Annotated in this window: 20 protein-coding genes and 2 pseudogenes; 13 read left to right on the top strand and 9 right to left on the bottom strand. The window is 70.1% G+C overall.

Features of this window, described 5'->3' with window-relative positions; translation table 11 throughout:
- Window positions 1-15: 15 nt before the first annotated feature.
- From ACZ407_RS13950 to ACZ407_RS13985, 8 genes and pseudogenes are all read left to right on the top strand, one after another.
- Window positions 16-1020: a peptidoglycan-binding domain-containing protein gene (locus tag ACZ407_RS13950; RefSeq protein ID WP_468128282.1), complete on the top strand. Its 1005-nt coding sequence runs from the start codon at window positions 16-18 to the stop codon at window positions 1018-1020.
- A gap of 77 nt (window positions 1021-1097) precedes the next feature.
- Window positions 1098-1382: pseudogene (locus ACZ407_RS13955) on the top strand (peptidoglycan-binding domain-containing protein); the annotation flags it as partial.
- 12 nt (window positions 1383-1394) lie between these two features.
- A complete protein-coding gene (locus ACZ407_RS13960; protein ID WP_468128335.1) occupies window positions 1395-2012 on the top strand; it encodes a peptidoglycan-binding domain-containing protein in 618 nt (205 codons plus the stop codon).
- 234 nt (window positions 2013-2246) lie between these two features.
- Entirely contained in the window at window positions 2247-2639 is a 393-nt protein-coding gene (locus ACZ407_RS13965; RefSeq protein ID WP_468128283.1) for a peptidoglycan-binding domain-containing protein, read from the top strand.
- 95 nt (window positions 2640-2734) lie between these two features.
- Window positions 2735-2857, top strand: a complete 123-nt coding sequence (locus tag ACZ407_RS13970) for a hypothetical protein (RefSeq protein ID WP_468128284.1) — start codon at window positions 2735-2737, stop codon at window positions 2855-2857.
- A gap of 5 nt (window positions 2858-2862) precedes the next feature.
- Window positions 2863-3276 carry a peptidoglycan-binding domain-containing protein gene (locus ACZ407_RS13975; protein WP_468128285.1) on the top strand — a complete coding sequence of 138 codons (414 nt, stop codon included), beginning with the start codon at window positions 2863-2865 and terminating at the stop codon, window positions 3274-3276.
- 130 nt (window positions 3277-3406) lie between these two features.
- Window positions 3407-3802 carry a hypothetical protein gene (locus ACZ407_RS13980; protein WP_468128286.1) on the top strand — a complete coding sequence of 132 codons (396 nt, stop codon included), beginning with the start codon at window positions 3407-3409 and terminating at the stop codon, window positions 3800-3802.
- A gap of 177 nt (window positions 3803-3979) precedes the next feature.
- Window positions 3980-4816 (top strand): hypothetical protein, encoded by an 837-nt coding sequence (locus tag ACZ407_RS13985; protein ID WP_468128287.1) that lies wholly within the window; start codon window positions 3980-3982, stop codon window positions 4814-4816.
- 208 nt (window positions 4817-5024) lie between these two features.
- On the opposite strand, the gene ACZ407_RS13990 is transcribed toward ACZ407_RS13985, so the two are convergent.
- The 3 genes from ACZ407_RS13990 to ACZ407_RS14000 all read right to left on the bottom strand — a co-directional run bounded on the left by ACZ407_RS13990 (window position 5025) and on the right by ACZ407_RS14000 (window position 12640).
- On the bottom strand, window positions 5025-9497 hold the full coding sequence (locus ACZ407_RS13990) for a golvesin C-terminal-like domain-containing protein (protein ID WP_468128288.1): 4473 nt from the start codon (window positions 9495-9497) through the stop codon (window positions 5025-5027).
- Window positions 9498-10543: 1046 nt separating this feature from the next.
- Window positions 10544-10984 carry a hypothetical protein gene (locus ACZ407_RS13995; RefSeq protein ID WP_468128289.1) on the bottom strand — a complete coding sequence of 147 codons (441 nt, stop codon included), beginning with the start codon at window positions 10982-10984 and terminating at the stop codon, window positions 10544-10546.
- Window positions 10985-11863: 879 nt separating this feature from the next.
- Window positions 11864-12640 carry a bestrophin-like domain gene (locus ACZ407_RS14000; protein WP_468128290.1) on the bottom strand — a complete coding sequence of 259 codons (777 nt, stop codon included), beginning with the start codon at window positions 12638-12640 and terminating at the stop codon, window positions 11864-11866.
- A gap of 325 nt (window positions 12641-12965) precedes the next feature.
- Between ACZ407_RS14000 and ACZ407_RS14005 the strand changes: the two genes are divergently transcribed.
- Window positions 12966-13265 carry a hypothetical protein gene (locus tag ACZ407_RS14005; RefSeq protein WP_468128291.1) on the top strand — a complete coding sequence of 100 codons (300 nt, stop codon included), beginning with the start codon at window positions 12966-12968 and terminating at the stop codon, window positions 13263-13265.
- 7 nt (window positions 13266-13272) lie between these two features.
- On the opposite strand, the pseudogene ACZ407_RS14010 reads toward ACZ407_RS14005, so the two are convergent.
- Window positions 13273-13443: pseudogene (locus ACZ407_RS14010) on the bottom strand (ISL3 family transposase); the annotation flags it as partial.
- Between ACZ407_RS14010 and ACZ407_RS14015 the strand changes: the two are divergent.
- Window positions 13360-13632: a hypothetical protein gene (locus ACZ407_RS14015; protein WP_468128336.1), complete on the top strand. Its 273-nt coding sequence runs from the start codon at window positions 13360-13362 to the stop codon at window positions 13630-13632. The pseudogene ACZ407_RS14010 and the gene ACZ407_RS14015 overlap by 84 nt on opposite strands.
- 398 nt (window positions 13633-14030) lie before the next feature.
- Here the strand turns inward: ACZ407_RS14015 and ACZ407_RS14020 are convergent, their stop codons facing one another.
- The 4 genes from ACZ407_RS14020 to ACZ407_RS14035 form a co-directional block, all read right to left on the bottom strand.
- Window positions 14031-14621 carry a peptidase inhibitor family I36 protein gene (locus ACZ407_RS14020; protein WP_468128292.1) on the bottom strand — a complete coding sequence of 197 codons (591 nt, stop codon included), beginning with the start codon at window positions 14619-14621 and terminating at the stop codon, window positions 14031-14033.
- A gap of 460 nt (window positions 14622-15081) precedes the next feature.
- Window positions 15082-16449: a sensor histidine kinase gene (locus ACZ407_RS14025; protein ID WP_468128293.1), complete on the bottom strand. Its 1368-nt coding sequence runs from the start codon at window positions 16447-16449 to the stop codon at window positions 15082-15084.
- Window positions 16446-17141, bottom strand: a complete 696-nt coding sequence (locus ACZ407_RS14030; RefSeq protein ID WP_468128294.1) for a response regulator transcription factor — start codon at window positions 17139-17141, stop codon at window positions 16446-16448. Before ACZ407_RS14030 ends, ACZ407_RS14025 begins: the two co-directional genes overlap by 4 nt.
- Window positions 17142-17239: 98 nt before the next feature.
- Window positions 17240-18193, bottom strand: coding sequence for a hypothetical protein (locus tag ACZ407_RS14035; protein WP_468128295.1), 954 nt, complete (start codon window positions 18191-18193; stop codon window positions 17240-17242).
- Window positions 18194-18569: 376 nt separating this feature from the next.
- Between ACZ407_RS14035 and ACZ407_RS14040 the strand changes: the two genes are divergently transcribed.
- From ACZ407_RS14040 to ACZ407_RS14050, 3 genes are all read left to right on the top strand, one after another.
- Complete coding sequence (locus tag ACZ407_RS14040) at window positions 18570-18782, top strand: hypothetical protein (protein WP_468128296.1); 213 nt, start codon at window positions 18570-18572, stop codon at window positions 18780-18782.
- 462 nt (window positions 18783-19244) lie between these two features.
- Window positions 19245-19418, top strand: a complete 174-nt coding sequence (locus ACZ407_RS14045) for a hypothetical protein (protein ID WP_468128297.1) — start codon at window positions 19245-19247, stop codon at window positions 19416-19418.
- 165 nt (window positions 19419-19583) lie between these two features.
- Window positions 19584-19721 carry a hypothetical protein gene (locus ACZ407_RS14050; protein WP_468128298.1) on the top strand — a complete coding sequence of 46 codons (138 nt, stop codon included), beginning with the start codon at window positions 19584-19586 and terminating at the stop codon, window positions 19719-19721.
- A 736-nt stretch (window positions 19722-20457) separates the two neighbouring features.
- Here ACZ407_RS14050 and ACZ407_RS14055 read toward each other — a convergent pair.
- A complete protein-coding gene (locus ACZ407_RS14055; RefSeq protein ID WP_468128299.1) occupies window positions 20458-24588 on the bottom strand; it encodes a hypothetical protein in 4131 nt (1376 codons plus the stop codon).
- Between the last annotated feature and the right edge of the window lie 184 nt (window positions 24589-24772).

Below are 24772 nucleotides of genomic sequence, written 5' to 3' on the forward strand. Positions count from 1 at the left end.
GAGAGACCCACCACCATGTCAACGACCACCCGGGCCGGCCACGCCGTGCGCGGCGCCGTGCCCCTCACCGCCCTCGCCGCCTTCGCCGCCCTGCTCCTGCTCATCGGCTTGGGCGCCCCCGCGCAGGCGTTCTCCGGCGCGTTCATCCCGTCCCAGAGCAAGGGCAACCGGGGCTCCGACACCGCAGCCCTCCAGTACCTGCTGAACGGGCAGGGCGCCCAGCTCACCGCAGACGGCGTCTTCGGCTCGGGCACCGACAGCGCCGTCCGCTCCTTCCAGTCCTCCCACGGCCTCGGCGCCGACGGCATCGTCGGCCCCCAGACCTGGCGGGCGCTGACCCCCACCGTGCGTGAGGGCAGCCGGGGCGAGGCCGTCAAGGCCGTACAGCACCTGCTCAACGCCAAGCGCGGCGCAGGGCTCGCCGTCGACGGCGTATTCGGCTCCGGCACCGCCTCGGCCGTCCGCACCTTCCAGAGCCACGCCGGTCTGGGCGCGGACGGCGTCGTCGGCCCCGACACCTGGACCAACCTGCTGTGGCACTACGAGTACGTCGACTACAACGCCGGCACGCTCTGCAACCAGAGCCCGGACGGGAACAGCTCCGCCGACTGGGGAACCGCGGCCGCAGTCGCCCAGCTGGAGGCCGCCGCCCGCAGCTTCTCCGGCCTGGGACGCGGCAAGGTCCCGGTCGGTGACGTCGCCTTCGAGCACGGCGGCTCCATCTCCGGCCACGCCAGCCACCAGGTCGGACTCGACGCCGACCTCTGGCCGGTCCGCACGGACTCGGCCCAGTGCGGCGGCTCCAGGATCACCTGGCAGTCGTCCGCGTACGACCGCGGCGCGACGCGCGAGCTGGTCAAGGCCCTGCGCGCGGCGGCTCCCGGGCACGTGAAGTTCATCTACTTCAACGACCCCCAGCTGATCTCGGAGGGGCTGACCATCCAGTACCCCAACCACGACAACCACCTGCACATCCGGTACTGCGAGCCGGTCCACCCCAACGCCTCCTACCAGTGCTGACCGCCACCGGCACGGCAACCGCCACGGCAAGCAGACACGGCAACCGGCACGGCAACCGCGACTCCGAGGACGAAGACATGACGAGACGACGCACCGGCGGGGTGGCCGCCCTGCTCACCACCCTGATCGCCGCACTGGCGGCGGGCCTGCTCTCCGCGGCCCCGGCACTCGCCGCCGACTGGCCCCTCGTACGCAAGGGCGACTCCGGCGTTCAGGTGACGACCGTCCAGCACCTGCTGACCGCCCGCGGCCACGCGACCGGAGCCGACGGCGCCTTCGGTGACGGCACCGAGGCCAAGGTCAAGAGCTTCCAGAGCGCCAACGGCCTGACCCCGGTCGACGGCATAGTCGGCACCAACACCTGGTCCAAGCTGATCGTCACGGTCCGCAAGGGCGACAGCGGATCCGCGGTCAAGGGCGTTCAGACACAGCTCAACCGCTACGGCGCGGGTCTCGCGGTCGACGGCGCCTTCGGCGACGGCACCGACCGCAAGGTCAAGGACTTCCAGTCCTCCAAGGGCCTGGCCGCGGACGGCATCGTCGGCCCGGACACCTGGCGCGCCCTGGTCACCGGCTCCGGCGGCTCCGGCGGCGACGGGCTGCTGACCCACGCGCAGGCAGCCTCGATCTTTACCTCCGCCGGCGTCTCGTGGACGTCGTCCGGCAACTGCTCCGACCGCAACAACAGCAGCTGCACCTCGTTCGACGGCCTCCGCCGTACCTCCGCCGACGGCGCCACCGCCCTGCGCGGGTCGAGCTCCTGCGCCCTGACCATCACGGGCGGTACGGAGACCGGGCACGCAAGCGGCACGTACAGCCACTGGAACGGCTACAAGCTCGACTTCGCCAGGACCTCCTGCCTGACCGGCTACGTCACCGGGACCTTCCCGTACACGGGGACCCGCGGGGACGGAGCCAGGCTCTACACCTCCCCCTCGGGCAACATCTACGCCGACGAGGGCAACCACTGGGACGTGACCTTCCTCCACTGACCCCGAGAGGTCCCGGTGACGGCGGGCCGACGGCAGCAGACCATGCTGCCGTCGGCCCGGGGGACGGTGGGCGAGGCGTACCCGGGACCGATGCCCCCGGCCCGACCGGTGCGTGTGTCGCGCGCCGGTCGCTCGCGGTGCCAGGGGCTGGGGGCGTTGGGGAGCCGTTGGGGAGTCGTTGGTGCCGGTCGGCACAGTGGTGTTCAAGCGCCCGCTACGAAAGGCCCTCGCACCATGCGCACAACTCGCCCCGCGAAGGGCGCCACCTCGCTCCTCCTCGCTGCGTTCTCCGCCGCGGCCCTCCTCGTCTCCGCGCCGACCGCCCAGGCGGACGACTCCGCGTACAAGATCTGCAAGGAGACGTACGGCACCCGGCTGTCCCCGGGTGGGCAGACCGTCCCGCGGTACAACTACGCACAGGGCGATTCCGGTATCTGCGTCATCGGGCTCCAGGAGCTCGTCTCCCGGTTCGGCCTCACCGCGTGGGAGCAGAGTGGCGGCAACTTCGCCGACGGCGTCTTCGGCGCCCGGACCGACTCGGCCGTCCGCAGGTTCCAGAACACCCACGGCCTCGATGCCGACGGCATCGTGGGGCCGCGGACCTGGGAGAAGCTCGTGACGGGCTGAGCCCCGCCGCGTCCCTCCCCGGCCGACGGTCCGGCCCTTCCGGTCGCCCTTCCTCTTGCTGTTCCTTCTTCCTTCTTCGTCTGGAGACGATCCACATGCTGTCAGCGCGCCATGCACACCCTCTCGCGGCCCTCGCGCCCGCTGCCTCGGCCGGCGACCACCGCGACTCCCGCTCCGGCAGCGCCGGGCAGGCCGTCACCTCCCGGAACGAGGACTGATCGCCATGGCGAACAAGGCAGCGCGCAAGCGCACGTTCTGGGCCGGCGTGGTCGTCGCGAGCACCGCGGCCCTTCTCGGCGGCCTCGCGTCCGCCCCGGCACAGGCGCACTGGGTGGAGGACCTGAACGCCTGCAAGAGCGCCTACGGCTCCGAGGTCTACATGGCCTGGGAGATACCCACGGTGGTGCTCGCCAAGGGCTCGTCCGGTGTGTGCGTCCGCGGGCTCCAGGACGCGCTGATCGAGGCCGGTGCGGTGAGGGCCGAGGACCGGCCCGGCTTCGTCGACGGCAGCTTCGGCCCCAAGACGTACAACGCGGTCGTGGACTTCCAGCGCAAGAACTCGACCCAGGGCGGTCCGGACGGCGTGGTCGGCCGCTACACCTGGCACCACCTGATCGCCACGGTCGGCTTCGAGTAGACCGGGCAGCAGCAGGGCCCCCGCCCCCCCGCCCCCTCGTCGACTCCGCCGATGTGAGGACCTCCATCGACGGGGTCGGCCGGTCAGTACCTGACAGAGCCTCACACCCAACCCTTTTTTGGAGAATTCCATGAGAAAGTCCCTCGCCGGGTTCGCCACCGTCGCCATCGTCGCTGCCTCCCTGCTCACCGCCGCCCCGTCCGCCTCGGCGGCCGGCTGCGTGACCTCGGAGCTCTGGACGGGCTTCCTGGGCCCCGGCCAGTCGGAGCACAAGGCAAGCAGCGGCTGCCGCGACGTGAACCTCACCCACTCCATCAACAGCAGCGACTACAACGGCGACGACTACGCCGGCTTCTACCGGGACGCCTTCGGCTACTGGACCATCGGATCGCGCGGCTACGTCCACGCCTACGACGGCGGACACGCCCTCAACGAGATCGTCCTGGTGTCCAACCTCAGCAGTGGCCGGGAGTTCAGCGTCGCCAGCAAGAGGGACGGTGGCGACTGGGTCGAGATCACCCACTGACCGGTGTCGTGGGGCCCACCGCGCCGAGCGGCGGGCCCCACCCTGCCGCCTCCTCCCCACCACGCCCCGAGCCGCCCCCCCACCACGCCCGAGTTCCCCGAAGAGAGCCACAGCATGACCCGTCCCGCCCGCCGACCACGCGCCCCGCGCCGCCTCCGCGCTGTCGTCCTGTCTGCTGTGCTCGGCTCTCTCGTCGGCGCGTGCACCGCCCCCGCGAGCCACCCGGGAGCGGCGGCCCCGGCCGTCCCGCAGGGCCGTCCCGACCTGCGGACCGCAGCGGTCTCTTACCGCATGCCCGCGGACACCGCCTCCCTGGTGCTGCCGACGACGGGGGAGGAGACCCGGTGGACGCAGGGCCTCGACGCCTTCGGCAGCCTCGCCGCCGCCTGGGAGGCCTACGGCTGCGCGCGGGGTCTCGGCGAGAGCCTGCCGGACTCCCCGCCCCCGATGTTCACCCGGTATCAGGCCCTTCCCGACCTGGCCCACCTCGCCGCACACGGCTTCGCGGGAGACAACGTCGTGCCGGGCACGCCGCCCACGGCCCGATCCGGCACCGACACGCCTGCCGGGCCGGCTCCCCGGCTCCGCACGTGCCTGGGCCGGGGCCGCGCGGTCGGGCAGGGACTCGTGGAGGTATACGGCCCGCTGCAGTCGGCCTGGTTCGCGGAGATCTCCACGGTCGACCGAACCCCCGAAGTCCGCAAGGCCTTCGCCGGCCTCGGCGACTGCCTCACCGCCCACCAGGTGGAGGCGCGTGATGAGAGCGCCTTCCTCGACCTCGTCGACCAGCGACTCCAGGCCGCCGACGCCACCGCCGCCCGGAGCCTCGGGAGCGTCTACGCGATCTGCATGAAACCGGTGGAGGCCGTGCGGCAGCCACTGCGTGCCCGGGCGGCCCTCCGGTTCAGGGCTTCCCATGCCGCCGAAATCGCAAAGATACGGGTGCAACTCCCGCAGAAAATAGCCGAGTTGGAGAAGCGCTACCGGATCCGGATCTCGTTCCCCAAGGCCTGACCACCCCTTCCGCTCCGCTGCTCTTCCGCTCTCGTCCCCTCCGCCGCCACCGTGCCGGGGCTGCCGGGCGCGGTCCACGACCTCGGCGCCGGCTGCGCCGTAACCCGGCGAGGCCCCCGGCGGCGGATGCACCGGGGGCCTCGCGGGTACTACGTACAGCTGCCGTTCTCGTCCAGGACCGCGGTCGGGACCACGGTCACGGCCGCGGTCACGGCTTCGGCACGTCGAGCCAGTACTGGTCGCCGTCGATCAGGCGGTTGTCGTTGCGGAACGCACCGAACGGCTGCATGGAGCCCTGGTTCTGGTTCCCCGACATCGCCGAACGGCCGCAGGTCTCCGTCCAGGTCGGGACGATCGAGCCGGGGCCGACGGCCAGGTGGAGCCGCCACACGCCGTCCGGGTCCTTCATGGCGATGGTGCTGATGCACTCGTCACCCGACTTGACCGGCCGGGGGTTCTCGCCACCCCACGCCGCCGGCATCCCGGCGCTCTGGGTGGTGGAGGCGAAGGGGAACTCGTCGCAGTTCGGCTCGTCGGTGTTGGACGCGACGAGCTGCGGCGACAGCGTGGGGCTGAACTGCTTGGCCCACCCGGTCGGGCAGATCGTGTTCCGGTTCGAGGTGCTCATCTTCGTGCTGTCCGTGCCCGGCTTGAGAACGTCCGGTCCCAAGTACTTCAGCGGGTCGCCCTGCCCCTTGAGTCCGAAGTGATGGGGCAGCTTGGTCTGGACGAGCAGCACGTGCGCCGCGGCGGCCGGGAACTTCTTCGAGTTCATCGTGTACGTCGGCCGGTAGCGCGAGAACACGCATCCGGCGGTCGCCCTGAGGACGGTCTCGTCGCAGCGGACGGTCAGCTCGTCCTTCTCGACCAGCGGGGTGCTCTTGGTGGGCACGCCGTCCATCTGGCCCAGCATCACCCACTGCGGCCGGATGTTCTGCTCGTACGAACCGGTCCACGTCATCTTCGACTCGATCGAGAAGGTGTGCCGGTCGCCCGGCGCGAAGACCTCGATGCCCGTCTTGACCGGCGTGCTCATCGTGCAGTTGCCGCTGCACTGGAAGTTCACGTCCATGCCGGTGGTGGCCGCGCCGACGAGGCTCTTCAGGCTGACCGTCACCTTCTGCGTGACGACCTTGCTCCGCGGGTCGGTGTAGATGTCGTGCACGTAGTTGAACGTCGCCATGGCGGCCTGGTGCAGACCGCTGCGCGGCCGCGTGATGGTCAGCTCCGAGACGATGCAGGCCGTGCTGCGGGTCAGCGTCATCGAGATCTGCGTGGTGGAGCAGGTGCCGGCGGGCGGCGGGGCGGCCGCGGGAGCGACGAAGGGCACGGCTGCGGGGGCGGAGGTCAGCGTCGGCCGGCCCGCGTCGGACGCCTTGCCGGAGCGCGCCGCGGCCGACCCGGCGGCCGGGGGTTCGAGGAACCGGCCCGGAATGGTCTCCGGCCGCTGCACCTGGTCCGGGTCCGGCACGAACGGGTCCGGGTCGCCGAAGGTCCAGTCCGACGGGATGCCGGAGTAGTCGCCCGGCACGAACGCCACTGCGTCCCAGGCGATGTCCTTGGTCCCGTCACCGCCGTTGAAGTTGCTCAGGCGAACCTCGGCGTTCGTGCCGGCGAAGACGTACGCGCCGAGGTCGACCCACTTGTTGGACTGGTTCGCGGTCTGCGAGACCGTCCGGACCGTCTCGCCCGCCGCGTGCCGGATCACGTACTCGGCCTTGTCCGTCTGCGCCCCGTGGTCGGGGATGTGCGCGTACACCCTGGCCTGGCCGTCGAACGCGGTCAGCGGCCGGTCGAGCCGCCAGGTGCCGATGACCTTCATCCGGTCGCCCGGCGGCGGGAACGACTCGGCCTTGCGGCCGTGGCTGAACCAGAAGTGGTTCTGGTACCCCGCCCCGATCTGGTGGGTGTCCATCTTGCCGGGATACGTCACCGTGTTCTGGCCCGTGTCGGCATCGATCAGGGTCCACGGCTGGTACGTGAACGTGAACGTTCCGTCGGACTTCACCGCACCGCAGCTCCGTGACGCCGACCCCGCCGGCACGGTGCCGTTCGGCAGGTCGTCGACAACCAGCGTGCCGGCCGGCAGCCCGGAGGTGCACCGCGGCGGGTACGCGGTGCCGTCCGGCTGCTCCGGGTGGGTGGTGTCGAAGCGGTGGACGGCGTTGCCGCACTGCGCGCCGGTGGTGCAGTTCTTCCACGACGCCGACTGGTTCCACCAGCAGTGCAGCCAGTGCGGGTTGCTCGCCTTGTCGCCCGAGTCGAGGGTGCAGGCACCCATCCCGGGGTCGTTGGAGTCCTTGTCGCCGATCTTGCCGGGGTCGCAGTTGTTCGACGCGTTGCAGAACAGGTCGATCGGCGGCTTGGCGGTGGTGCGGTCGGCCGTCCGGTTCCACCAGGCCGCCTTGTAGCCGGCCTGGAAGTTGTTGGGGGCGAACATGGCGGAGATCGGACGGGCCGCCCAGCCGATCACCTTCTCCTGGTACGGCCAGTTCTGCGGCTGCGCCGCGTGGCTGTAGTCGTCACCGCCCAGCGGGTTCTCCAGGAACGGGGTGCGGTTGGCCTTCCAGAGCGGGTTGGCCGGGTTGTTGGTCCAGCCCACGCCCTTGTGGCCCGCGTCGTCGGCGTTCTGGTAGAAGCCCGAGTTGTAGGCCCACAGCGCGAAGAACCAGTTCTCGATCCACCGCGGGTCACCGTCGTTGATCTTCATGCCGGCGCGGCGGGTGGTGTTCCACTTTTCCGAGAGGATCTGCGCGCCGTACGCGATGTTCGCGGTGTAGTCGAGCGCGACCGCCTCCTGGGTGAGGGGGCTGAGCGTGGTCTCGCCCTTCTTGGTCCTGCCCGCCAGCCGCATCCCGTCGGTGACCTGGGTGATGCCGTATCCGCAGTCGGCGTCCGACCAATTGATCCGCCACGCGTCGGCCTGCTGACCGCTGGAGGTGTACTGGACGCCGTAGTAGTTGCCGATCAGGCTGTTGGCCGTGACACCGGGCACCGCGAACCGGGTGGCCTGCCACATGTTCGACTCCTGCGCGGTGATGCCGAGCAGGATCTGGGACGGGATGTGCCACTTGTCGCTGGCGCCGTCCTCGCTGTCCAGCGTGCCGTTCGGGTCGCCGTCCAGGACCGTCGCCGGGAACAGCGACTGCGGCGTGTACGCGCCCATGTCGGTGTTCTTCCACCCGGCCGGGCGGGTGAGGTTGAGCCGGCCGATCACCGCTTGGTCGACCGCCCACTCCACCTGGCGCGGGGTGGGCTGGAACGCCTGCTTGCGCGGGTTGTTGCGGGCGACCGCGCAGAAGCGCTCGTCGGCCTCCTCGGTCGGACTCTCCGGCGCACTGCGCACGGCACCGAGGGCGCCCTTCGCGGGGCCGCCCGATGCCTTCCTCGCCGGTCGGGGCAGGGCGGGGGAGGGGGCCGTGCCCGAGGCGGCGTCACCGCCGGCGGCCGCCGGAGTGGCGTCGAGCACCGGAGTCCGGCCGGTGGCCAGCACCGTGAGCTGCGTCCGCGCGGTACGGGCGCCCCCCGCCTCCTGCGGCGTCATCAGGCTCGTCCGGCCGTCCGCCCAGGCCGTCGCGGTCGCCGCGTGGCCGAGCGTGGACATCCGGGCGCCCTTCGCCAGGCGCCCGGGGTTGGCCATCCGTACCGGCAGCGTGCCGGTGGTCTTCGCGTTGCCGGTGATGAACACCCGGCCCGAGGCGCTGCCGGCGAGGTCCCACGCGTCGAGGGCACCGGTGGCGACTGTCACGGCGGTGGCCGCGGAGGTCTTGGCGCGTGCGCCCGCAGGCCGTACGCCGTGTGCCGCCGCGGCGCCGAGGTACTTCGCGCGCGACTGCGGCGTACCGGACGCCTTGCGGTCCGGGTCGCGCTCGATGAACGCCACCCCGCCGTCCGCGTCCGCCGTCAGCTGGAACGGCACCGTACGGGTGCGCACCAGCTCGGTCTCGCGGTCCCCGTCGAACCGCACCAGCCGGTTCCCGCGCGCCGCGACGATGCCCTGGCCGGCCGGGATCGCGGAGGTGACCTGGCCGGGGCGCACGGTCGTGCGGACCGTCCGGCCCGTGGCGGCGTCGACGCTGAGGAGGCGCGTCCGCTGCTTCTTGTCGCCGTCGTGGGTGAGCTGGGTGAACACCACCTGCTCGCCGTTGCCGCAGCCGGGGCTGAAGTACGCGAGCGCCGCCGTGAACGGCAGCTTCGTGACCTTGCCCGTCACCAGGTCGACGACGGCGGTGAACGCCCCGCGCACCATCAGCTCGGGCTTGTTGGCGAAGGTGCGCGGGGCGTAGGCCACGGCCGCGCGGCGGCCCGAGGCGGTCACACAGGCGTTGCCGATCCACGTGTCCGCGTCGAAGTCCTTCTCGCGGAGCGTCGCCGCGGTCTTCCAGCCGTACCCCTTGGCCTCGGCGGCCGTCAGGAGGTGGAAGCCGGTCGCGTCACCGGTGGTGGTGAACGCGATGTCCCGGGACGCGGCGTAGCCGGCGCCGAGGGTCTTCGCCCGGTCCGCCGCCGGGATGGCGGACGGCTTCGCGGGAGCGGGCACGGGCGGGGCGCTCCAGCCGGCCGCAGCCCCGCCGGGGGGTTGGGGGGAGCTGGCCAGGGCGGGCAGGGCCAGCGGTATCGACAGGGCCGTGGCCACCGCCGCCACCACCGGGACGCGCAGGCGTCCTCTGGGTATCTTCACGCTCTTCCTCTGTCAGGGGTGTGGACCGGCGGCCGGAAACCACCACGGGCCGCACGCCCGCGCCCCCGACCGGACGGGTACGGGTGGGGCGGGCGCGCACGGACGCCGTATGCCGTACGTCCTGCTGCGGGGCCGTGTTCTCCTGTCGGCGCGGCCACTTCGGCCACCGGGTGGAACGCCCGGTGGCCGCGCTACCGGAGACGGTGCGCGGGTGGTGGTGGCGACGGCGAGGGAGCCGGTCCGGCCGGTTACTGACCGCACCGTATCCATGTCGCGGGAGGCACCCCTGCGCTCGGGACGCCCGAGACGTCCCCTCTTCCTCAACCGGCCGCTGACCTGCAGTTTCCCGTCCGTCCCGAGACGGCGCACGCGGCCTCGGGACGGACGGGCGGGCTGCGGCCGCCGGTCGGGGTGGGCCAGGCGTCCCGAGGCCGTCCCCGGCACGGTCCCGGCCGGACCGGGACGCGACTCGGGATGCCCCGCAGGCGCTTCTGGGACCCCCGTCGAGGGTCGGGACGCAGGTGCGGATGGGCTCAGAGGGGAACGTTGAGGACGTGTCCCGCCGCGCCTGAAAAACGGTCAGTCGGCGGGCGCGCCGGGCTTTGCGGCGGGGCGCGCAAGGGGCTTCCCCCCGTCCCACGGCGGCGCACGGGACGGCGGGACGGACGGGGGGGGCAGGAGGGCTGCGGTGCGCGGCGGCCGAGGCGTTGCCGATTTTCGGCTCGTCGCTCTCCTGGGCGGCACGCAGCGCCGCGTCCGGTGCGCCGACTCCGGTGCCGACGACTCCGCGTTTCCCCGCTGCGCTCCCTCTTGCCTTCCCTCCTCTGCGCGTCCCGGTCTCCCCGGGCGTCCGCGCACCCCAGCGCCCTTGCCCGAGGAGCACACTTCCGTCGAAGACCTCGCGCGCCACCTCCCGCACCCGGCTGCGCGCCGGTGTCACCCCGCCCTCCTGACGATCGCCTGGAGGGGCGAAGGGGGTGCTCCCACCGTCGTGGAGAGCACCGCCTTCGCGGTGCCGGGCCGGTTCGCGGCCGGCCCGGAGCCGGTCAGGAGGCGGACACGAGACAGGTCGCGTGCTCCGCACCGGCCGCCCCGGCCGGCGCGTCCGCGGCGGCCTCGGCCCAGACGGCGGTCACCACCCCGTCCGCCCCGGCCACCAGGCGCAGCCGGAGCCGGTCGGCCGCGTTCTGGGAGAGCAGCTTCGGCGGCCCGCCCCACTTGTCGCTGTCCGCGGGCCGCACGGCCCCGTACACGCCGTTCCGGTCCCGCCAGAGCGCGGCCGCCGAGCCGTCCGGCAGGGCGACGAGCTGCATGTCCTGGGCCTGGAACTCGCCCCCGGCCACCTGCGCCGGGGTGTTCCACGGCGGCAGCACGACCGCCTGTGCACCGCCGGCGGTGAGCAGGGGGGTGACGAGACCCCCGGAGACGAGCATGGCGACGGTGGTCACTGCGGTGGCCAGCCGGCCGCGGCGGGCGGATGCGCCCATGGAGAGGTCCTTTCCCCCGCAAGAGCTTTCACGACCATGAGGTGTGACTGCCCGGGGGCGGCCATGGTTGTACGGCGCGCGCCTTCGTTGCGCTGCCACCCCCCCGTGCGGGTGCCGCCGCGGAACGTGCCCCTGCCGGTGCCGTCATGGCGCCGGATCCGGCCGGCGGTGTCGCGGGCGACCAGGTCGGCGCGGGCCGTCCCCGGTCGGCTCCCCGGCCCCGGCCACCGCGTCGTACGGGGCTCCCCAGCCGGGTGCGGCCAGCCTGCGGGGCCCGCAGGCGCCCTTGCCGCTGCTTCTTGTAGCCCTTGAAGCCGGTGCCGAGCGGGATCCGGGCGCCCGCCTTCCCGTCGCCGCCGAAGCCGTGGCGGTAGAGCGTCCCGGTCTTCGGGCCGCGCGACGAGGTCGGGCCGGCAGCCCTGGTCGAGCTCCCCCGGCGCGGTAGCCGCCGGGGACGCAGACGAGGAGGTGTCCGGCGGGGAGACGAGGGCCACGTCCACGAGCACGCCGGGTGCTGCGCGCGCAGGCACGGGGCCGAGTAGCGGCCGGTGGTCCCGGCTCCGCGCAGACGCTGCGCAGCCATGCACGGGAATGGCGGCGGCAGGTTCGGCGTGGACCCGGCAAGCTCACCCGGGCCGATACCCAGTTCTTCCGCGATCCGCGGACTGGCCTCCTGCAACTACGTTTTCACGCGTGCGCGACGGGACGGCCTGAAGGCATACTGATTCTCGGTGAGTCCCAATGTCGCCGCATGTGGCCGCGCGTGCCTGCCGCTTGGGATGCGTGCTTCCCGGCCATGGAGTCGGCGGCCATGGTCGCGATCTCTCCCTCCTGGTTGCCGGCGTTTTTCCGAGGCCGGCCGACGGCGAGAAATTGGTGCTACACGGGACCCAATGTGCCTACTGTCCTCATGCGTTGCAGGGCGAGCTCGAACGCGGTGGGCTTGATACTCAGCGGGCCGCTGAACGGGTAGTTGAACTCGTAGACGATAAGCAACATGACCCCCACAGTCAGCGTCAGCGCGCAGACTGCGCCGGCATGGACGCGGAGGCTGCCGACCTCGAAGAGATACACGAACCCCACGGTCATCAGCGCGCCCACCAGCAGTGCGGCCCACAGCAGAGGTGGGACCCCGGCGGTTGCGGCCTCGTTCACGCGCTCGCGCCGCGCGTCACCGAGCTGCCCGACCGCCTCCAGGGCGCCCTGGTAACGGGCTTGATCAGCTCCGCTCTGAGGCTGGCGTGTGTTGACGAAGTCGCGCAGGCTGGTGAAGAGGGTCCACGCAGCGGCGCTGTCCTTCCCCTGGCCCAGCCGGGGCCACTCCTGACCGATGACGGTGGAGGTGTAGGACTCGGTGAGTTGGGTCAAGGTCGCGCGGTCCGGCTGCGGCAGGGAGCGGGCGTACCAGGAGATCTGAAGCAGGGCGTTGGTCTCGGTATAGGTGTTCGTGTGCGCGCGGGAGTGCGTGTCCCAGACGCCGACTACGATCATTGCCAGAACAACGGCGTAGATGACGCCGATCTCCGCGTACACGAACCCAAGGACGTCATTGTGTCGTTGGCGCGATGAGGCGGGGAGGAGTCGGGCAGTGGGATACACGGCGGTGGTTGCTGCCGCGGTGAGGCCGATCAGCAGCACGAATCCGAGCACAGGCATGACAACTCCGCTTCGCGGTCAGCCAGGTGGAAATGATGTCCACGACGTCGTTGCAAGACTACCCACTGCCTCCCGCGCGCGAGTGGGACAGCGCGGGCGCACTGTTGGATTCAGCGAGGCGCGGAGAAGCAGAGAGCACCTTCAAATAGGACGATAAAAAAAATTCCATTTACGCACGAGCCATTGGCATGCTGTGCCGACACCCGCCGAAACTGCCCGGGGGCTCATAAACCCAACGCCGCCGTCGCCCAGCTCCGCGCCGAGGGCCCCGAGATCCGGGGACGAGGACATTGCACGACTCTCCTCCACTGGACAGCCGCCGGGCGTGGCCCACGACAAGATCGCCGTCCCCAAGGCCGAACTGACCGGGCACCGGGGACGCCGCGGCCCCGGTGATGGAGTGACACCCTGGCGGCGGTCTTCGCTGTGCGGCGCTGCCCCGGGGGTGACGGCGGGCCGCCGGCGGAGCCAAGAAACGGAGGGCAACTTCGCGAGGTGTCCGTTCGCGGCCGATGATGAGCCCGAGGAAGAACAGGGCTACCACTTCAGCTCGGTCCTGCTGGCACGGCCTGGCTACTACGACACCCCTGCTCAGGCTGCGGAGCGACTCCAGCAGAACTCGTGACGGACCGTCATGACGCCAGTAGGACTCGTTTCCGCAAGAGGCCGAAGCCAGCCCGGCCGTACATCTGACGCTTTATCATTTTGATCCGGTTGACGTGGCCTTCGACGACGCCGGAGCTCCACGGCAGTGTGAGGCCGGCGGTGACGGCTACGAGATCGCGTTCAAGGCCGTTGGCGAAGGTGTGGAGGCTGGGCCGGTCGTCGGCGCGGACCGCCTTGATCCATTGCGGGAGCTGGTCGCCCTGGAGCTGGAAGTGAGCCTTTTCCCGAACGCGCGGACGTGCCCGGTGAGGGCATCCAGTTCGGGGCAGCGGGCGAGGACGGCTTTGAGCTTCAGGCGCTCGCTCTCCGGCAGGGTATCGGGGTAGGTCAGGATCCAGCTGGTGACCGTGCGTGGGGACGGCGGGCGGGCTGCTGGTGCGGTTGGGGCTAGCCGCCGGTGTAGCCGTGAGCCTTGATCTCTTCCCGGAGGGTCCAGGCGCTCGTGCAGCCTTCGACTCATCGCTCGTGCAGGTAGGGCTTGAAGTCGTCGAGCTTGGTGGGGCGGTTCTGCCACTGCCCCTGGAACAGGTCTTCCGGCCTGGCTGCGTCGGCCAGCCGTTGGACGGTTCGGTCGGCGAACCGGTGCCCGGTGGGCCATGAGGTCCCGTTCTCCGCCGGTGCCCTCTCTCACACATCACGATGAGTCGCTGTCGGCCGGCTGCCCGTGTGGCAACGAACCCCCGGGAAGAATTCCCGGGGGTTCGTCCCTGCGGCGGTGGGACGCTCAGCAGGGGTCGATGTAGTAGACGTTGGTCCAGTTCATGCCCTGACGCTGTTCCGAGGGAGCGCCGGGCACGTACACATCCGGCTGGCCAGGGTTGGTGAACCGAGCCTGGGTACCTCGGGTCTGGTTGTTGTACCACGAGCCGTTGATCTCGTTCCACGGCACGAACTTCAGCTCGTTGCAGCGCCAGGCGTCGATCTGGTCCCCCGTGAACCAGGGACCTTGGTATGCGCAGAAGTAGCCGTACAGGCACCCCATGGGCGCCGGGCCGGCAGCCGATCCCAGGCTCCGCGCCTTGTGCTCGCCCGGCAGCACCAGCGTGAGACGGCTGCCGTCGTACGTGATCTCGTTCGCGGCGGTCTGCTTGCCGCCCGTCTTGGCCAGGTAGCGGTCCACGCGCGCTTGGAGCGCCTTGGCCTGGGCGGTGGTCAAGCCCGCCTGCCGGGCCTGCGAGGCGAACGGCGTGCCCGCGGCGGACCCGGCCGCGGCTCCGGCCGTCGTCATGCCGAAAGCCAGTGCACACGCTGCGGTCAGCGCGGCGAGAGCGATCCGCCACAGACTGCGGTGGCGAACCGTGCGACATTCTGTCATGATAGAATCCTTGTCTTCGAGTTGCGTCCTATGGGTCGGCTCGTACGGCCGCGTCTGCGGCCGAGGGCGCCGGTGGTGCAGATGCTGTCACCGGCCAACTGAAAGAACGCTGAAGGCTCCTGATCGTGCTTCAGGGTTCCTTCAACCCCGCTGAGGCGCCCTGAGGTCATGCGGATATTGATTGCTGAGGACGACCGGCGGCTCGCCGACCTCCTCCGGTGGGGACTGACCAGCGATGGCTTCGCCGTGGACATCGCACACCCCAGCGGGTGGTTTTATCCGCTGTCGGGGCGAACTTCACCAAGGACCTGGCCAGCGTGATACGTCAGCTCAACGGTCAGTAGCGCATGGGCCTCCGAGCTGGAACTGGAGCAGGCCGAAGATGTCCTGGGCTGCGAGATCCCCGGTTTCACCATGTACGGGTTGGTTATTGACGACCTGAAGCCGCTGCTGCAGCACCTCAAGGAGCTACGGACCCAATATGAAGCGATCCAGGTCGCGCGCTTAGGGGGAAGCGGAGCAGAAAACGGGCACCGCTAGCGCCGTCAGTGATTACGATAGAACCCTTATGGAGGGTGACGATGTGACGTACGATGGCCAGCCCAAGCCCGGCTCCTCCGGTATCTCTGGTACGCGAGTCATCCAATCTCGTGAATCTCTCGAAGACCCGCTGTCGGTCGTCTGGTAAAATTCCTCGACCATCATCCTCCACCACCAGCTCAGCGCTCGTTCCGACCACGGAGAGAGTGATAGAAATCCAAGTGGATGCGTAGCGTTCGGCGTTATCAAGAAGATTTGCCATGATGCGCACCAGGAGCCCGTGGTGGCCTGCGATCACGATCGGCTCATTCCCCAAAGCCGTCTTTATTGCTAGAGGGGCAGCCAGCTTCCGGCCGGCGACTTCCTCGCGTATCAGGGCTTTCAAATCAACCAGCTGATCACAGGGGTGACGGTGTGCGCTCGAGTCGAGGCGGGCCAAGAGTAGCAGATCGCTTGTGAGATCCTGCAGGCGCTGGGTGTCACCGAAGGCGTCTGCCACGACTTGAGGCCAGTCCGCCCTACTTGGATGCGCCAGAGCAATCTCCAATTCAGCGCGGAGTGCAGCAAGCGGGCTACGCAGTTCGTGGGAGGCGTCGGCGATGAACTGTTGCTGCTGCTCCATGGAGTGCTGCAGTTGATCTAGCGTTTCATTCATAGTGGCAGCCAGTCGGCTGATCTCATCGTCCGTGTCGGGGACCGGAACACGGTGTGTGAGGTCGTGTACCGTGAGTTCCGCGAACCGCGAACGTATGGATTCGACGGGTCGCAGGACTCGGCCAGCAACGAACCATGTGACTCCTGCTGCCGCCATGCTAAGCACCAGGACCACTCCGGTCAGCGCCCAGATCGCGCGGTTGAGCAGTTTCTGATCATAGTGCAGGCGATTGCTGACTACCCATCCGAATGGCTTGTCTTGCTCGTGGAACCCGGAATGGACAACCGATCGAGTGCTGTTCGAATCTGTCCATGGGATCAGCGACAGAGACCCCTTCTGTACTCGGAAGTCGCCTGTGAACGACGAGGCAGGCTCTTCATGAACCTTCAGCCTTGGATTCTTGCGCAGTCGCGCCGCTATGCTATCGAGCCCCCCGCCTCCATCTAGGTTATCGTCGCGGGCCAGCGCCACTTGGGCGCGAGTGTATTCGACCGAATTTTGCAAAATGTATTCCCGTAGGGCGTGCGCCCCCATGACTGCACTTCCCCCGAGCGGCAGGACAACAGCCAGCAGAGTCAGGAGACACAGGCGTAGGCGCAAAGACAGGGATACTTTGACTCCAGGAAACTTCATGGAACGTCCCGAGAGTTGAGTGGAGGCATTTCCATTCGATATCCCACGCCCCGCACTGTTTTGATAGTGCAGCGCCCAAACGGCTGGTCAATTTTACGGCGCAAGGAGCTGACGTGAACCTCGACCAGGTTCACATTGCCATCGAAGGCGCTGTCCCAGACATGCTCAAGAACCTCATTCTTGGTAACCACTTCACCTTGGCGGCGTGCTAGGTATTCCAGGATCGCGAACTCGCGAGCCGTTAGAGCGAGGACATCGTTGCCGCGGCTGCAGCGGTGGGAAGCCGAGTCGATCTCCAGGTCACCGACGCGGATGACCGCAGGTCGGCGGGGCCGGCCCCGCCGGATTAAGGCGCGCAACCGGGCCGTCACGGCGATGAAGGAGAAGGGCTTCGTGACGTAGTCGTCCGCCCCGGTGTCCAGGCCTTCGGCCTCGTCGTACTCGCCGTCCTTGGCCGTGAGCATGAGCACTGGCGTCCAGATGTCGGCGGCCCGCAGCTGGGCACACACCCGGTAGCCGTTGAGTCCAGGCAGCATCACATCGAGAACGATCACGTCGTAGTCGTGGTGAGACGCCAGTTCCAGGCCCTGCCTGCCGTCGTACGCAGCGTCGACGGCAAAACCTTCGGCGATGAACCCTCGCCGCAGCAGCTCGGCGAGCCGCTTGTCGTCCTCGATGATCAATATTCGCATGACGACAGGGTGCCTTGGCACGGTGGGCAGCGTCCTGCGTTTATGCGTGTTCATCCCGAAAGCCCTTCAGCGCTTCTTAAGGCAGCTTCAGCGCCCCTTCAGGAGGCCGGTGCATCCTCTGCATCCACGGCACCATCAAGCGACCGGGCCGGCCGACATGTATCGGTGTCAACTATTGAAATCGGGCACATCGGGGGATAAGTAATGCCGAAGATCTCCGGAGCATCAGGGGCCATGACTTCGGGGAGCGGCAGCAGGTAGTGGTACCCCTCCACAGACTCTCCCCCCAGGGGGTGTTCGGCCGGGACGAGTTCCTGTATCGCGGTGAGGCCGGCGCAGTCCCGGGAACTGCTCGGCGTGACGACCCGGACGGGCTCGTCGACGTCGAGAGGCGGTTCGCCGGGCTCGGGCAGAGCGACGCCGTCTTCCAGGAGCATCGGGTCGGGGCCGTAGGCCAGGACTCGGGCGAAGTACCGGTCGTGCTCGTCCGCCGGGGGACAGTCGAGCTCGGCGGAGAGCCGGTGCTGCCTTTCCGCGGTGGAGGTGTACCGGAGCGGGTCGCGCACGGGAGCGGACGCAGCGAAGGCGGCGGATACCAGGCGGGGGACCTGGGTGGGCGGGGTGGTCACGGGGAGAGTGAGGTCCCAGGCGGGGTCGCGATCCCGCTGGAGCGGCTGCTCGGCGGCACGGAACACAGGCGTCAGGGTGTAGGTGAGTTGGATCTCTTGCGGCGGTGCTCCTCCGCCGGTTTTCGGATCGTAGGCATCGAGGAAGACGAGCTCGGTGCGGTCGCGGTCCGGACCCGCGTCGGTGGTCGAGGGCGTTTCCGCGGTTTTGGCGAGTCGAGTCGCGTCCGGGTTGACGGTCGCTGGGAGGACGAGTTCGCCCACGGTCGTACCGTCGCGGCGGACGGTGAAGGCTGCAGGTTCGAGGCCGTCCCAGGTCCAGTCCCGTTCGAGGGTGAGCCGGAGACAGACAAGCCAGCGCAGGGCGAGGTCGTCCTCGGTGCCGAAGGTGAGGGAGGAGCGGTCGGGATTGAGCGTGTGCCGCACCCCGTTCGACGCGCCGAGAACGAGGCGCGTGCCGTCGGGCGCGGCGAGAGTGAGCCCGAAGCGGACCAGCCCGAGCTGGCGGGCGAGCCGGTCCGCTCGCGGGGACGGGGTGTGACGGCGGGTCCGGCTGGAGGAACACAGCCTGGATGTCACGGCCGTCGGCCGGTACCCGCAGGAGTGCTCGTTCGTCTCCAGACGGCACGCGGAGGTGGAGGGGTACGGGTGCCGATCCGGTGCGTGCCTCCTGCGAGCCCCAGTGCGCCAGCGTGGGGTCCGGGCTGCCGACCGGCGTGAGGACGAGCCGGACGTCACGAGCCGTGGGCAGGGGGAGAGGGCTGAGGGGGCCCAGGACGCGGTTCTTGAGTACGCCGACGAGGTGTACGTCCTCGAAGACCGCGCCCAGGACCAGCGGCTGGTCGACGCCGGGCGGGAACTCCCGGAGCACGGAGTAGAGCGGGACGTACGGCAGGCTTGTGCCGGAGCCGGCCTGGGAACGGCCGTCGGCGTCCGGATCGCCGGCGAGCGTGCGCACGAGCACGTCGATCCGGAGGTGCGTGACGTCCGGATCGGGCAGGGCTGCTTCCCGTAGCTCCTGCACAGCGGTGGCGCGGTCGGCGAGCAGTCCGTCCATGGCGTTCGGGAGACCGGTGTACACGATGTCGGGGTAGCCGAGCAGCGGTCGCCGCACGTGGTGGACGGCGGTCTTCCCGTCCGAGAGCAGTCCGCCGCCGGGGGCGACCCGGACGGGCCCGGGCGGGACGAAGCGCCGGAAGGCCACGGCGGCCGTCGGCGAGGGTCCAGCGGTGTCGTCGTGCTCGTCGTCGGCGGTGGGTCCGCCGCCGGTCAGGTCCATGAGGCGGACCCGGAAGCGGTAAGAGCGTCCGTATCGCAGCGGGGGCGTTCCGGTCGTCACCGCCTGGTAGACGGGGTCCGCACCGATGCCAGGGTCGCCGGTGATCTGGAAGGCCCTCGGGTCGGTGAGCACGGTCGAGCCACCGGTCCAGGAAGTGAAGTAGCTCGGCAGCCAGAAGTCGCCGTCCGCGCTGAACGTGTGGTTGACGGGGACGGTCTCGACGGCCAGTTCGCCGTCGAAGGCGCCGAGGGGGATGCCGTCCAGGTCGAGGTCGCCGTGAACCGCCGTCAGCGAGTGCCAGGCGGTGTCGGGCTGCCCCTCCTCCTGTACGTCCACGCGGTAGCCACCCACGCCGAGTGGAGAGTCGGGTGACGGCCCGGGGCCGTACGCGTTGACGTCGAACTGCCGGTTGAGCCAGATGGTCACCTGCTCGTCGTCCCAGCCGAGCCGGATGCCGGTGTCCTTGACCGGAGGCAGTGCGTCCGCCGGCGGCACGTCCTCCAGGTCGACCTGTGCGGAGCTGCGGGCCTGCGAGCCGTGCACGGCACGGGCGAAGCCGCCGTCATAGGCGTCGGCTTCGACGAAGACCTCGTCAAAGGTGTCACCTCCGGCGCCGTCGACGGGGAACAGCACGGAGGCGAAGACGGGGCGCTGCTTGGTGTCGTCGAGGGGTGAGACGCGGGCGGCGAACCGGGCGAGCCGGCCGGTGACGGCGGCCGTCTCCGGGCGGTAGTCGCTCCCAGCAGCGAGGTCGGCGAAGAGGTAGCCGCCCCGAGGGAAGGGGTTCCCGCCGGAGAGGTCGAGCGTCGCCACGTGGATCAGCCCAAGCGCGGAGGCGAGCAGCGGCTGACGCAGGACCAACGAGAGGATCTCCTCCCATTCGAGCCCGGTCTCCGGCTCGCCCGGATCGGGCGACGGCGGAGCCACCTTCCTCAGCTCGCATTCGTACGACCGGTCGGTCACGAAGTACGGCGAATCCCCCTCCGCGTAGTGGGCGGCCAGGCGGTAACTCGGCGGCAGGAACTTCTTGACTCCCGCAGGGCCGGGCTGGGACGGTTTCGCCGCCGCGCGGATCGTGAAGTTGTCGGCGAGGGCGTCGAAGAGGGCCCGCTTGCGGGTGGGGCGCATGGTGGTCAGCGGCCGTCGGTCGTGGTAGGGCCCGTCGGGAGTGGGCAGCTGGTCAAGGGTGGGCACGATGACGGCGTCGAAGGACAGGTCGGCGTCGGCGAAGGCGGTCGCCGTGCCGAGGAAGGGGGCCCGGGGGTCGCCCTCGGGCACGACGAGCACGGCGAGGGTGAGGGAGGTCGAGCCTGCCCCTGGTTGCCAGCGCCGGGGGAGGAGCAGCAGGTTCAGTGGGGCGCTGCTGATAGCCATGGGGCACTCCCTGTCTCCCCTGGGGGGGTAGGCGGGGTCAGGGCGCGGGCAGGATGCCGGCCTTGGCGGCGAAGAGAAGGGTCTTCCAGTCGAGTTCGACGTCGTAGGTCGTGTGGAACGACTTCCGTTTCTTCACCGCCCAGGCGAGGGTGACGGTGCCCGCGACGAGGATGTCGCCGCGCAGTTTCACCGGGCTAGAGGCGAGCGCGAGACGCTCCACGATCAGACGGCCCTCGACAGAGAGGCTGAAGCCGAGCAGTCCGGACAGCAGCAGGGCGCGCCCGGACATGCCCAGGACGATGCCAGGCCTGAAGGTGTCGCCGATCCCGATGAAGTATCCGTACTTGACACTGGCCTCGAGTTCTACGAGCCCGGGGATGAGGTTGCCGCCGACCGACCCGACCGCGCAGGCATCGAGCTCCACCTCGGCGGTGCCGGAGGCGTCGCCCCGGATCCGGAAACGGATCTCCCCGCCGGCGTAGATCGCCGGAAAGATGAGCTGCTGGTAGCTCCCGGTGATCTCCAGGAAGACGGAGCCGCCGATGTCGCCCGCCCGCGGATCCGCGACGAGGTCCGCGCCGAGCTTGAGGCCGCCGCGGACCTTCCCGACGCCGCAGTCCACGCCCTCTCCCTGTTCTCCCTGGAGCATGAAGTCGGCGACGGCGGTCAGCCGGTAAGCGGTTCCAGTGAACGAGGAGGTGACATGCATGGGGCCCGGCAGCCCCGGCTCCGTCCGCCCGCCCGCCACGTCGGTTCCGGGTACCAGCTTCCTGAGCAGGTCCAGCACCTCGGCAACCGGAGCGATGGACGCACCGGGACGCACCTCCGGCTGTGGGAACCGCGTCCCGCCCGCGGCGGGGGAGGCGATGTCGTGCACGAAGACCAGAATCTCCTGGAGTGGACCGAAGGCGAGCCGCTGGCAGACCTGGGAGGCGCCGATACTCCAGTCGTCGGCCGTGTCGATCGTGAACTCCGCCTCCTCATACCGTGCTTCCGCGTTCCACGCGGCGGCCTCCACCAGCCGCTGGTTCCGCGGGCCAGGGGTAACGGAGACGGTGTCCGGGACGAAGGCCAGCCGACCGGAGGCCACGGAGAGCGGATACGGCTGGTCGAGCGCGATGGCCTCGTCGAGCGACGGGAAGAGCCCGCCCGACCGCAGCATCGTGTACGGGCCCGCGAGCCACGGGGCGAGAGCGCTGGTGATGTTCGTGTCCTCGTACGTGACCCGGGGACGCGAGTAGAGGATCCGCTGGCTCTCGCCGGCGAACAGCAGGGCGAAGTCCATGTCCGGTGAGGAGTCGAAGAGGTGCCGCGGTTCGGCCCAGCGCAGCGGATACCTATTGGGCGAGTGCGGCACGGCGTTGTTCCGGCGTATGAGCGGTACCCCCGGCCCCGCGCCCACCGGCTCGACACGTCCGGTGGCGTTGTCGACGCGGACGACGCTCCACTGGCCGGCTCCGGGCAGGTGCGGGCTGCCGTAGAGGGCGACGGCGAACTCCTCGTCGCCCGTGCCGGGATTGACGCCAGCTCTCGCCGCGTACACCCCGTGCACACCCATGGTGTGGGGCGAGGACCCGATCCTTACGGTGCAGTCGACCGGTCCGCCCAACGGCCCCTGGCTGTCGAACAGCTCCTTGAGCTGTCCCGGGGTGAGCGCGCCGACCTCCGTCGTGGAGACCTGCTGGCCGAGCGGGATCCGCTGGACGAAACCCACGTGACCGTGAGCGGGTACGAGGCCGTCCGTGCCCTGACCGTCCTGCACACCGGAGATGTCGACATCGGCGTCGAAGTGCACCGCCTGCATACGGGCAGCGGGGGCGGCGCCGTCCGCCGCGAGTTCGGCGTACCTGTCAGTGTCGTGGATCTCGCGGATGTTGAACAGGCCGCGCACGGCGCCCGGATGACCGATACGGCCGGCCGTGGGATGTCGGAAGAGCCCGGGGGTGGTGGCGGTCCAGCCGCTGTCCCAGCGCACGACTGCCCCACTGCCGTAACGCTCGAGCGTGATGGTCCGTACGAGTACGGCGAAGCACGGCAAGAGCAGGGTGGTGAGCTGGATCCGTTCGAAGGCGGTACGCCCATGGAAGCCGTCGAAGGTGACCTGGCTGATGTGGACCCCTTCCTGGGAGTCGTTCACCCAGCGGCTCACCAGGGAGGCACCGTGACCGCCGAAGTCGATGCGCGACAGCGGGACCGTACGCTCGAACGTGCTGTTGAAGTCGGACCGGAGCGGCCCGAGGACGGAGTGGAGGGCGGGATTGGGGGAACCTGTCCCGTCGAAGGTCCTCGCCTGCCATGCCCGGCCGGTCAGCAGGGGCGGCAGTGGCGAACCGCCGGATGCGGCGTGCTCCGTGCCCTCCGGAACGCCGGCCCGCAGACTGAGCCGCCGGACACCGGCCAGCCCCGGGAACCGGGCACGGAGCATACGCAGCGTGGCCGGCTCCTTGAATGCCCGGTCGCTGGGGTCGAGCCAGACCAATGCCTGCATGCCGAAGGGCAGCGTGAAGAGCACGGCGGCAGGAGCGTCGTCCTCCTCATGGGCACGGACGAGCTCTTGGGCCACCGGCACCGGGGTGAACGGTACAAGTGTCACGGAGCGGGTGCCCATCAGGGTCGGTCCGCCGTCGCTACCGAAGGTGAGGACGTCCTCCTGGTCCCCGGTCAGGGGGTTGGCGAGGTTGCGGACCGGCTCCCACTGGAACTGCGGCAGCAGGAACACCAGCGTGTTCTCCGCCGCGGTGCGCAGAGCGAGGTCTTCCACGGTGAGCGGCACCCGCCGCTGACCGGCCGTGAGGGTGATGGTGACGCCCAGCTGATCGGCGAACGAGGAGACGTCGAGCAGAGCAAGGCCGCTGCGCCGTGGGCGGGCGCCCAGCCACTCCTCGAAGGACGTGAGGAGAATCCGCTCGTCCTCCGTCTCCAGGGGCAGCGCCTCGGGAGCGGGTACGAGCTCTGCCGGCAGGTCCTCGCCCCTGCCGTCGTGGGCAACCCGGAGTGACAGGGTGGCCTCTGAGGGGGTGGACCACAGGACTCGCGCCCATACCTCGGGGACGTCGTGGTGGGCGGGCCTCGTTGTCGGGGCAGGGAAGTTGGCCGCGTAAGGGTCGGGGAGAGTCGGCAGCAGATGGTGAAGGAGGAACGGCAGGCTCAGTTCGCCGGAATCGAGCCGACCTGGTCCGGCCAGTGGTCCGTCGAGCTTCAGGCCGCGAGGGGGCGCCACGGTGAGAAGCGCGTTGGAGAGCGCCAGGGCCATGCGGGGGCGCTGTTCTCCGGTTCCGTCGTTCGATGCCTCACAGTCGAGCGCCAGCCGGATGCCACCGGCCTCTTGGACCAGTCGGTACGTCACCCACAACGCGGTGTCGACGCGCTGGCCGGCAGCCGTCCGCGGCCGGTCCAGCCACGGGTGTGCCAGGCCGTGCGAGATGAACTCGTCCGTTCCCGAGCTGTGACTGACGTAGCTGAGAGCGAACGGCCCGGGGAACGTCACCTCCACCCGGGACCGCTCCTGCGCGGTCTCCTCCCACAGCCGGAACACTTGGCGGGCGCGCCTTCCTTCCGCCGGAACCGCCTTGACACGGAGGGAGGCGCCGTCGGCGAAGAGGTCGGCCCAGCCGAGGGAGACGGGTCCGCCCTCCAGCCCGTACCACGAGGCACGGAGGCCGGGTGCGAGGTCGAGCGCCACTCGGCCGCAGCCGGCCGCCTCGCCCAGCAGGCCGATGGGGTCGGTAGTGACGGGGAGGCTCCAGTGGGCCTTCCGAATCGGCGCGGTGCCGGACGGAGCGAAGAGCGTGGACCGGGTCTCCGCCACGGTGAGCCGGTCGGGGGTTGCGGCCAGGGGAACGAGGACGCGGCTGCCGACGGGGCCGTATGCCGGCGGCCCCGTGGCTCCCGAGCGGCGACGGAGGGCGATCTCCTGGCCGTAGACGGAGAGAGAAGCGTCAAGGTCGTCGACGGCTCCGGGGCCGTCGGGCCTGATGCGCAGGGTCGCGGTCCGTGGCAGCTGGCAGACGGTCGCGACGGCTTCGGCACCGGCACTGTCCTCCGCGGTGCCGCTCGGCGGCGCGCTCTCCAGGTCGAGGGTCAGGGCGATCCGGGCACCGTTGGCCACTGCTAGCTGCCCGGGCGTGAACTGGACGGCTCCCCCGACCTCGATGGTGCCGCCCGTCACACGCAGTCCGACCCATCCTTGAGCAGGAGCCCCGGGGGCCAGCCGCCGGGCGGCGACCCACACCGTTCCGGGACTGATGTCCCCGACCAGTGTCCCGCCGTAAGGGCGTTGCCCCATGGGCGGTGGCAGCGCCGCCAGCACGGGCCCTGCAGCCCCGACCCGTACCAGGAACCAGCCTGCGGCC

It is taken from the genome of Streptomyces sp. NPDC030809 (assembly GCF_055572195.1).

Coding starts and splice junctions, on each gene's coding strand:
- ACZ407_RS13950 (WP_468128282.1), top strand. CDS start 16: ATGTCAACGACCACCCGGGCCGGCCACGCCGTGCGCGGCGCCGTGCCC.
- ACZ407_RS13965 (WP_468128283.1), top strand. CDS start 2,247: ATGCGCACAACTCGCCCCGCGAAGGGCGCCACCTCGCTCCTCCTCGCT.
- ACZ407_RS13970 (WP_468128284.1), top strand. CDS start 2,735: ATGCTGTCAGCGCGCCATGCACACCCTCTCGCGGCCCTCGCGCCCGCT.
- ACZ407_RS13975 (WP_468128285.1), top strand. CDS start 2,863: ATGGCGAACAAGGCAGCGCGCAAGCGCACGTTCTGGGCCGGCGTGGTC.
- ACZ407_RS13980 (WP_468128286.1), top strand. CDS start 3,407: ATGAGAAAGTCCCTCGCCGGGTTCGCCACCGTCGCCATCGTCGCTGCC.
- ACZ407_RS13995 (WP_468128289.1), bottom strand. CDS start 10,984: ATGGGCGCATCCGCCCGCCGCGGCCGGCTGGCCACCGCAGTGACCACC.
- ACZ407_RS14000 (WP_468128290.1), bottom strand. CDS start 12,640: ATGCCTGTGCTCGGATTCGTGCTGCTGATCGGCCTCACCGCGGCAGCA.
- ACZ407_RS14020 (WP_468128292.1), bottom strand. CDS start 14,621: ATGACAGAATGTCGCACGGTTCGCCACCGCAGTCTGTGGCGGATCGCT.
- ACZ407_RS14025 (WP_468128293.1), bottom strand. CDS start 16,449: ATGAAGTTTCCTGGAGTCAAAGTATCCCTGTCTTTGCGCCTACGCCTG.
- ACZ407_RS14030 (WP_468128294.1), bottom strand. CDS start 17,141: ATGCGAATATTGATCATCGAGGACGACAAGCGGCTCGCCGAGCTGCTG.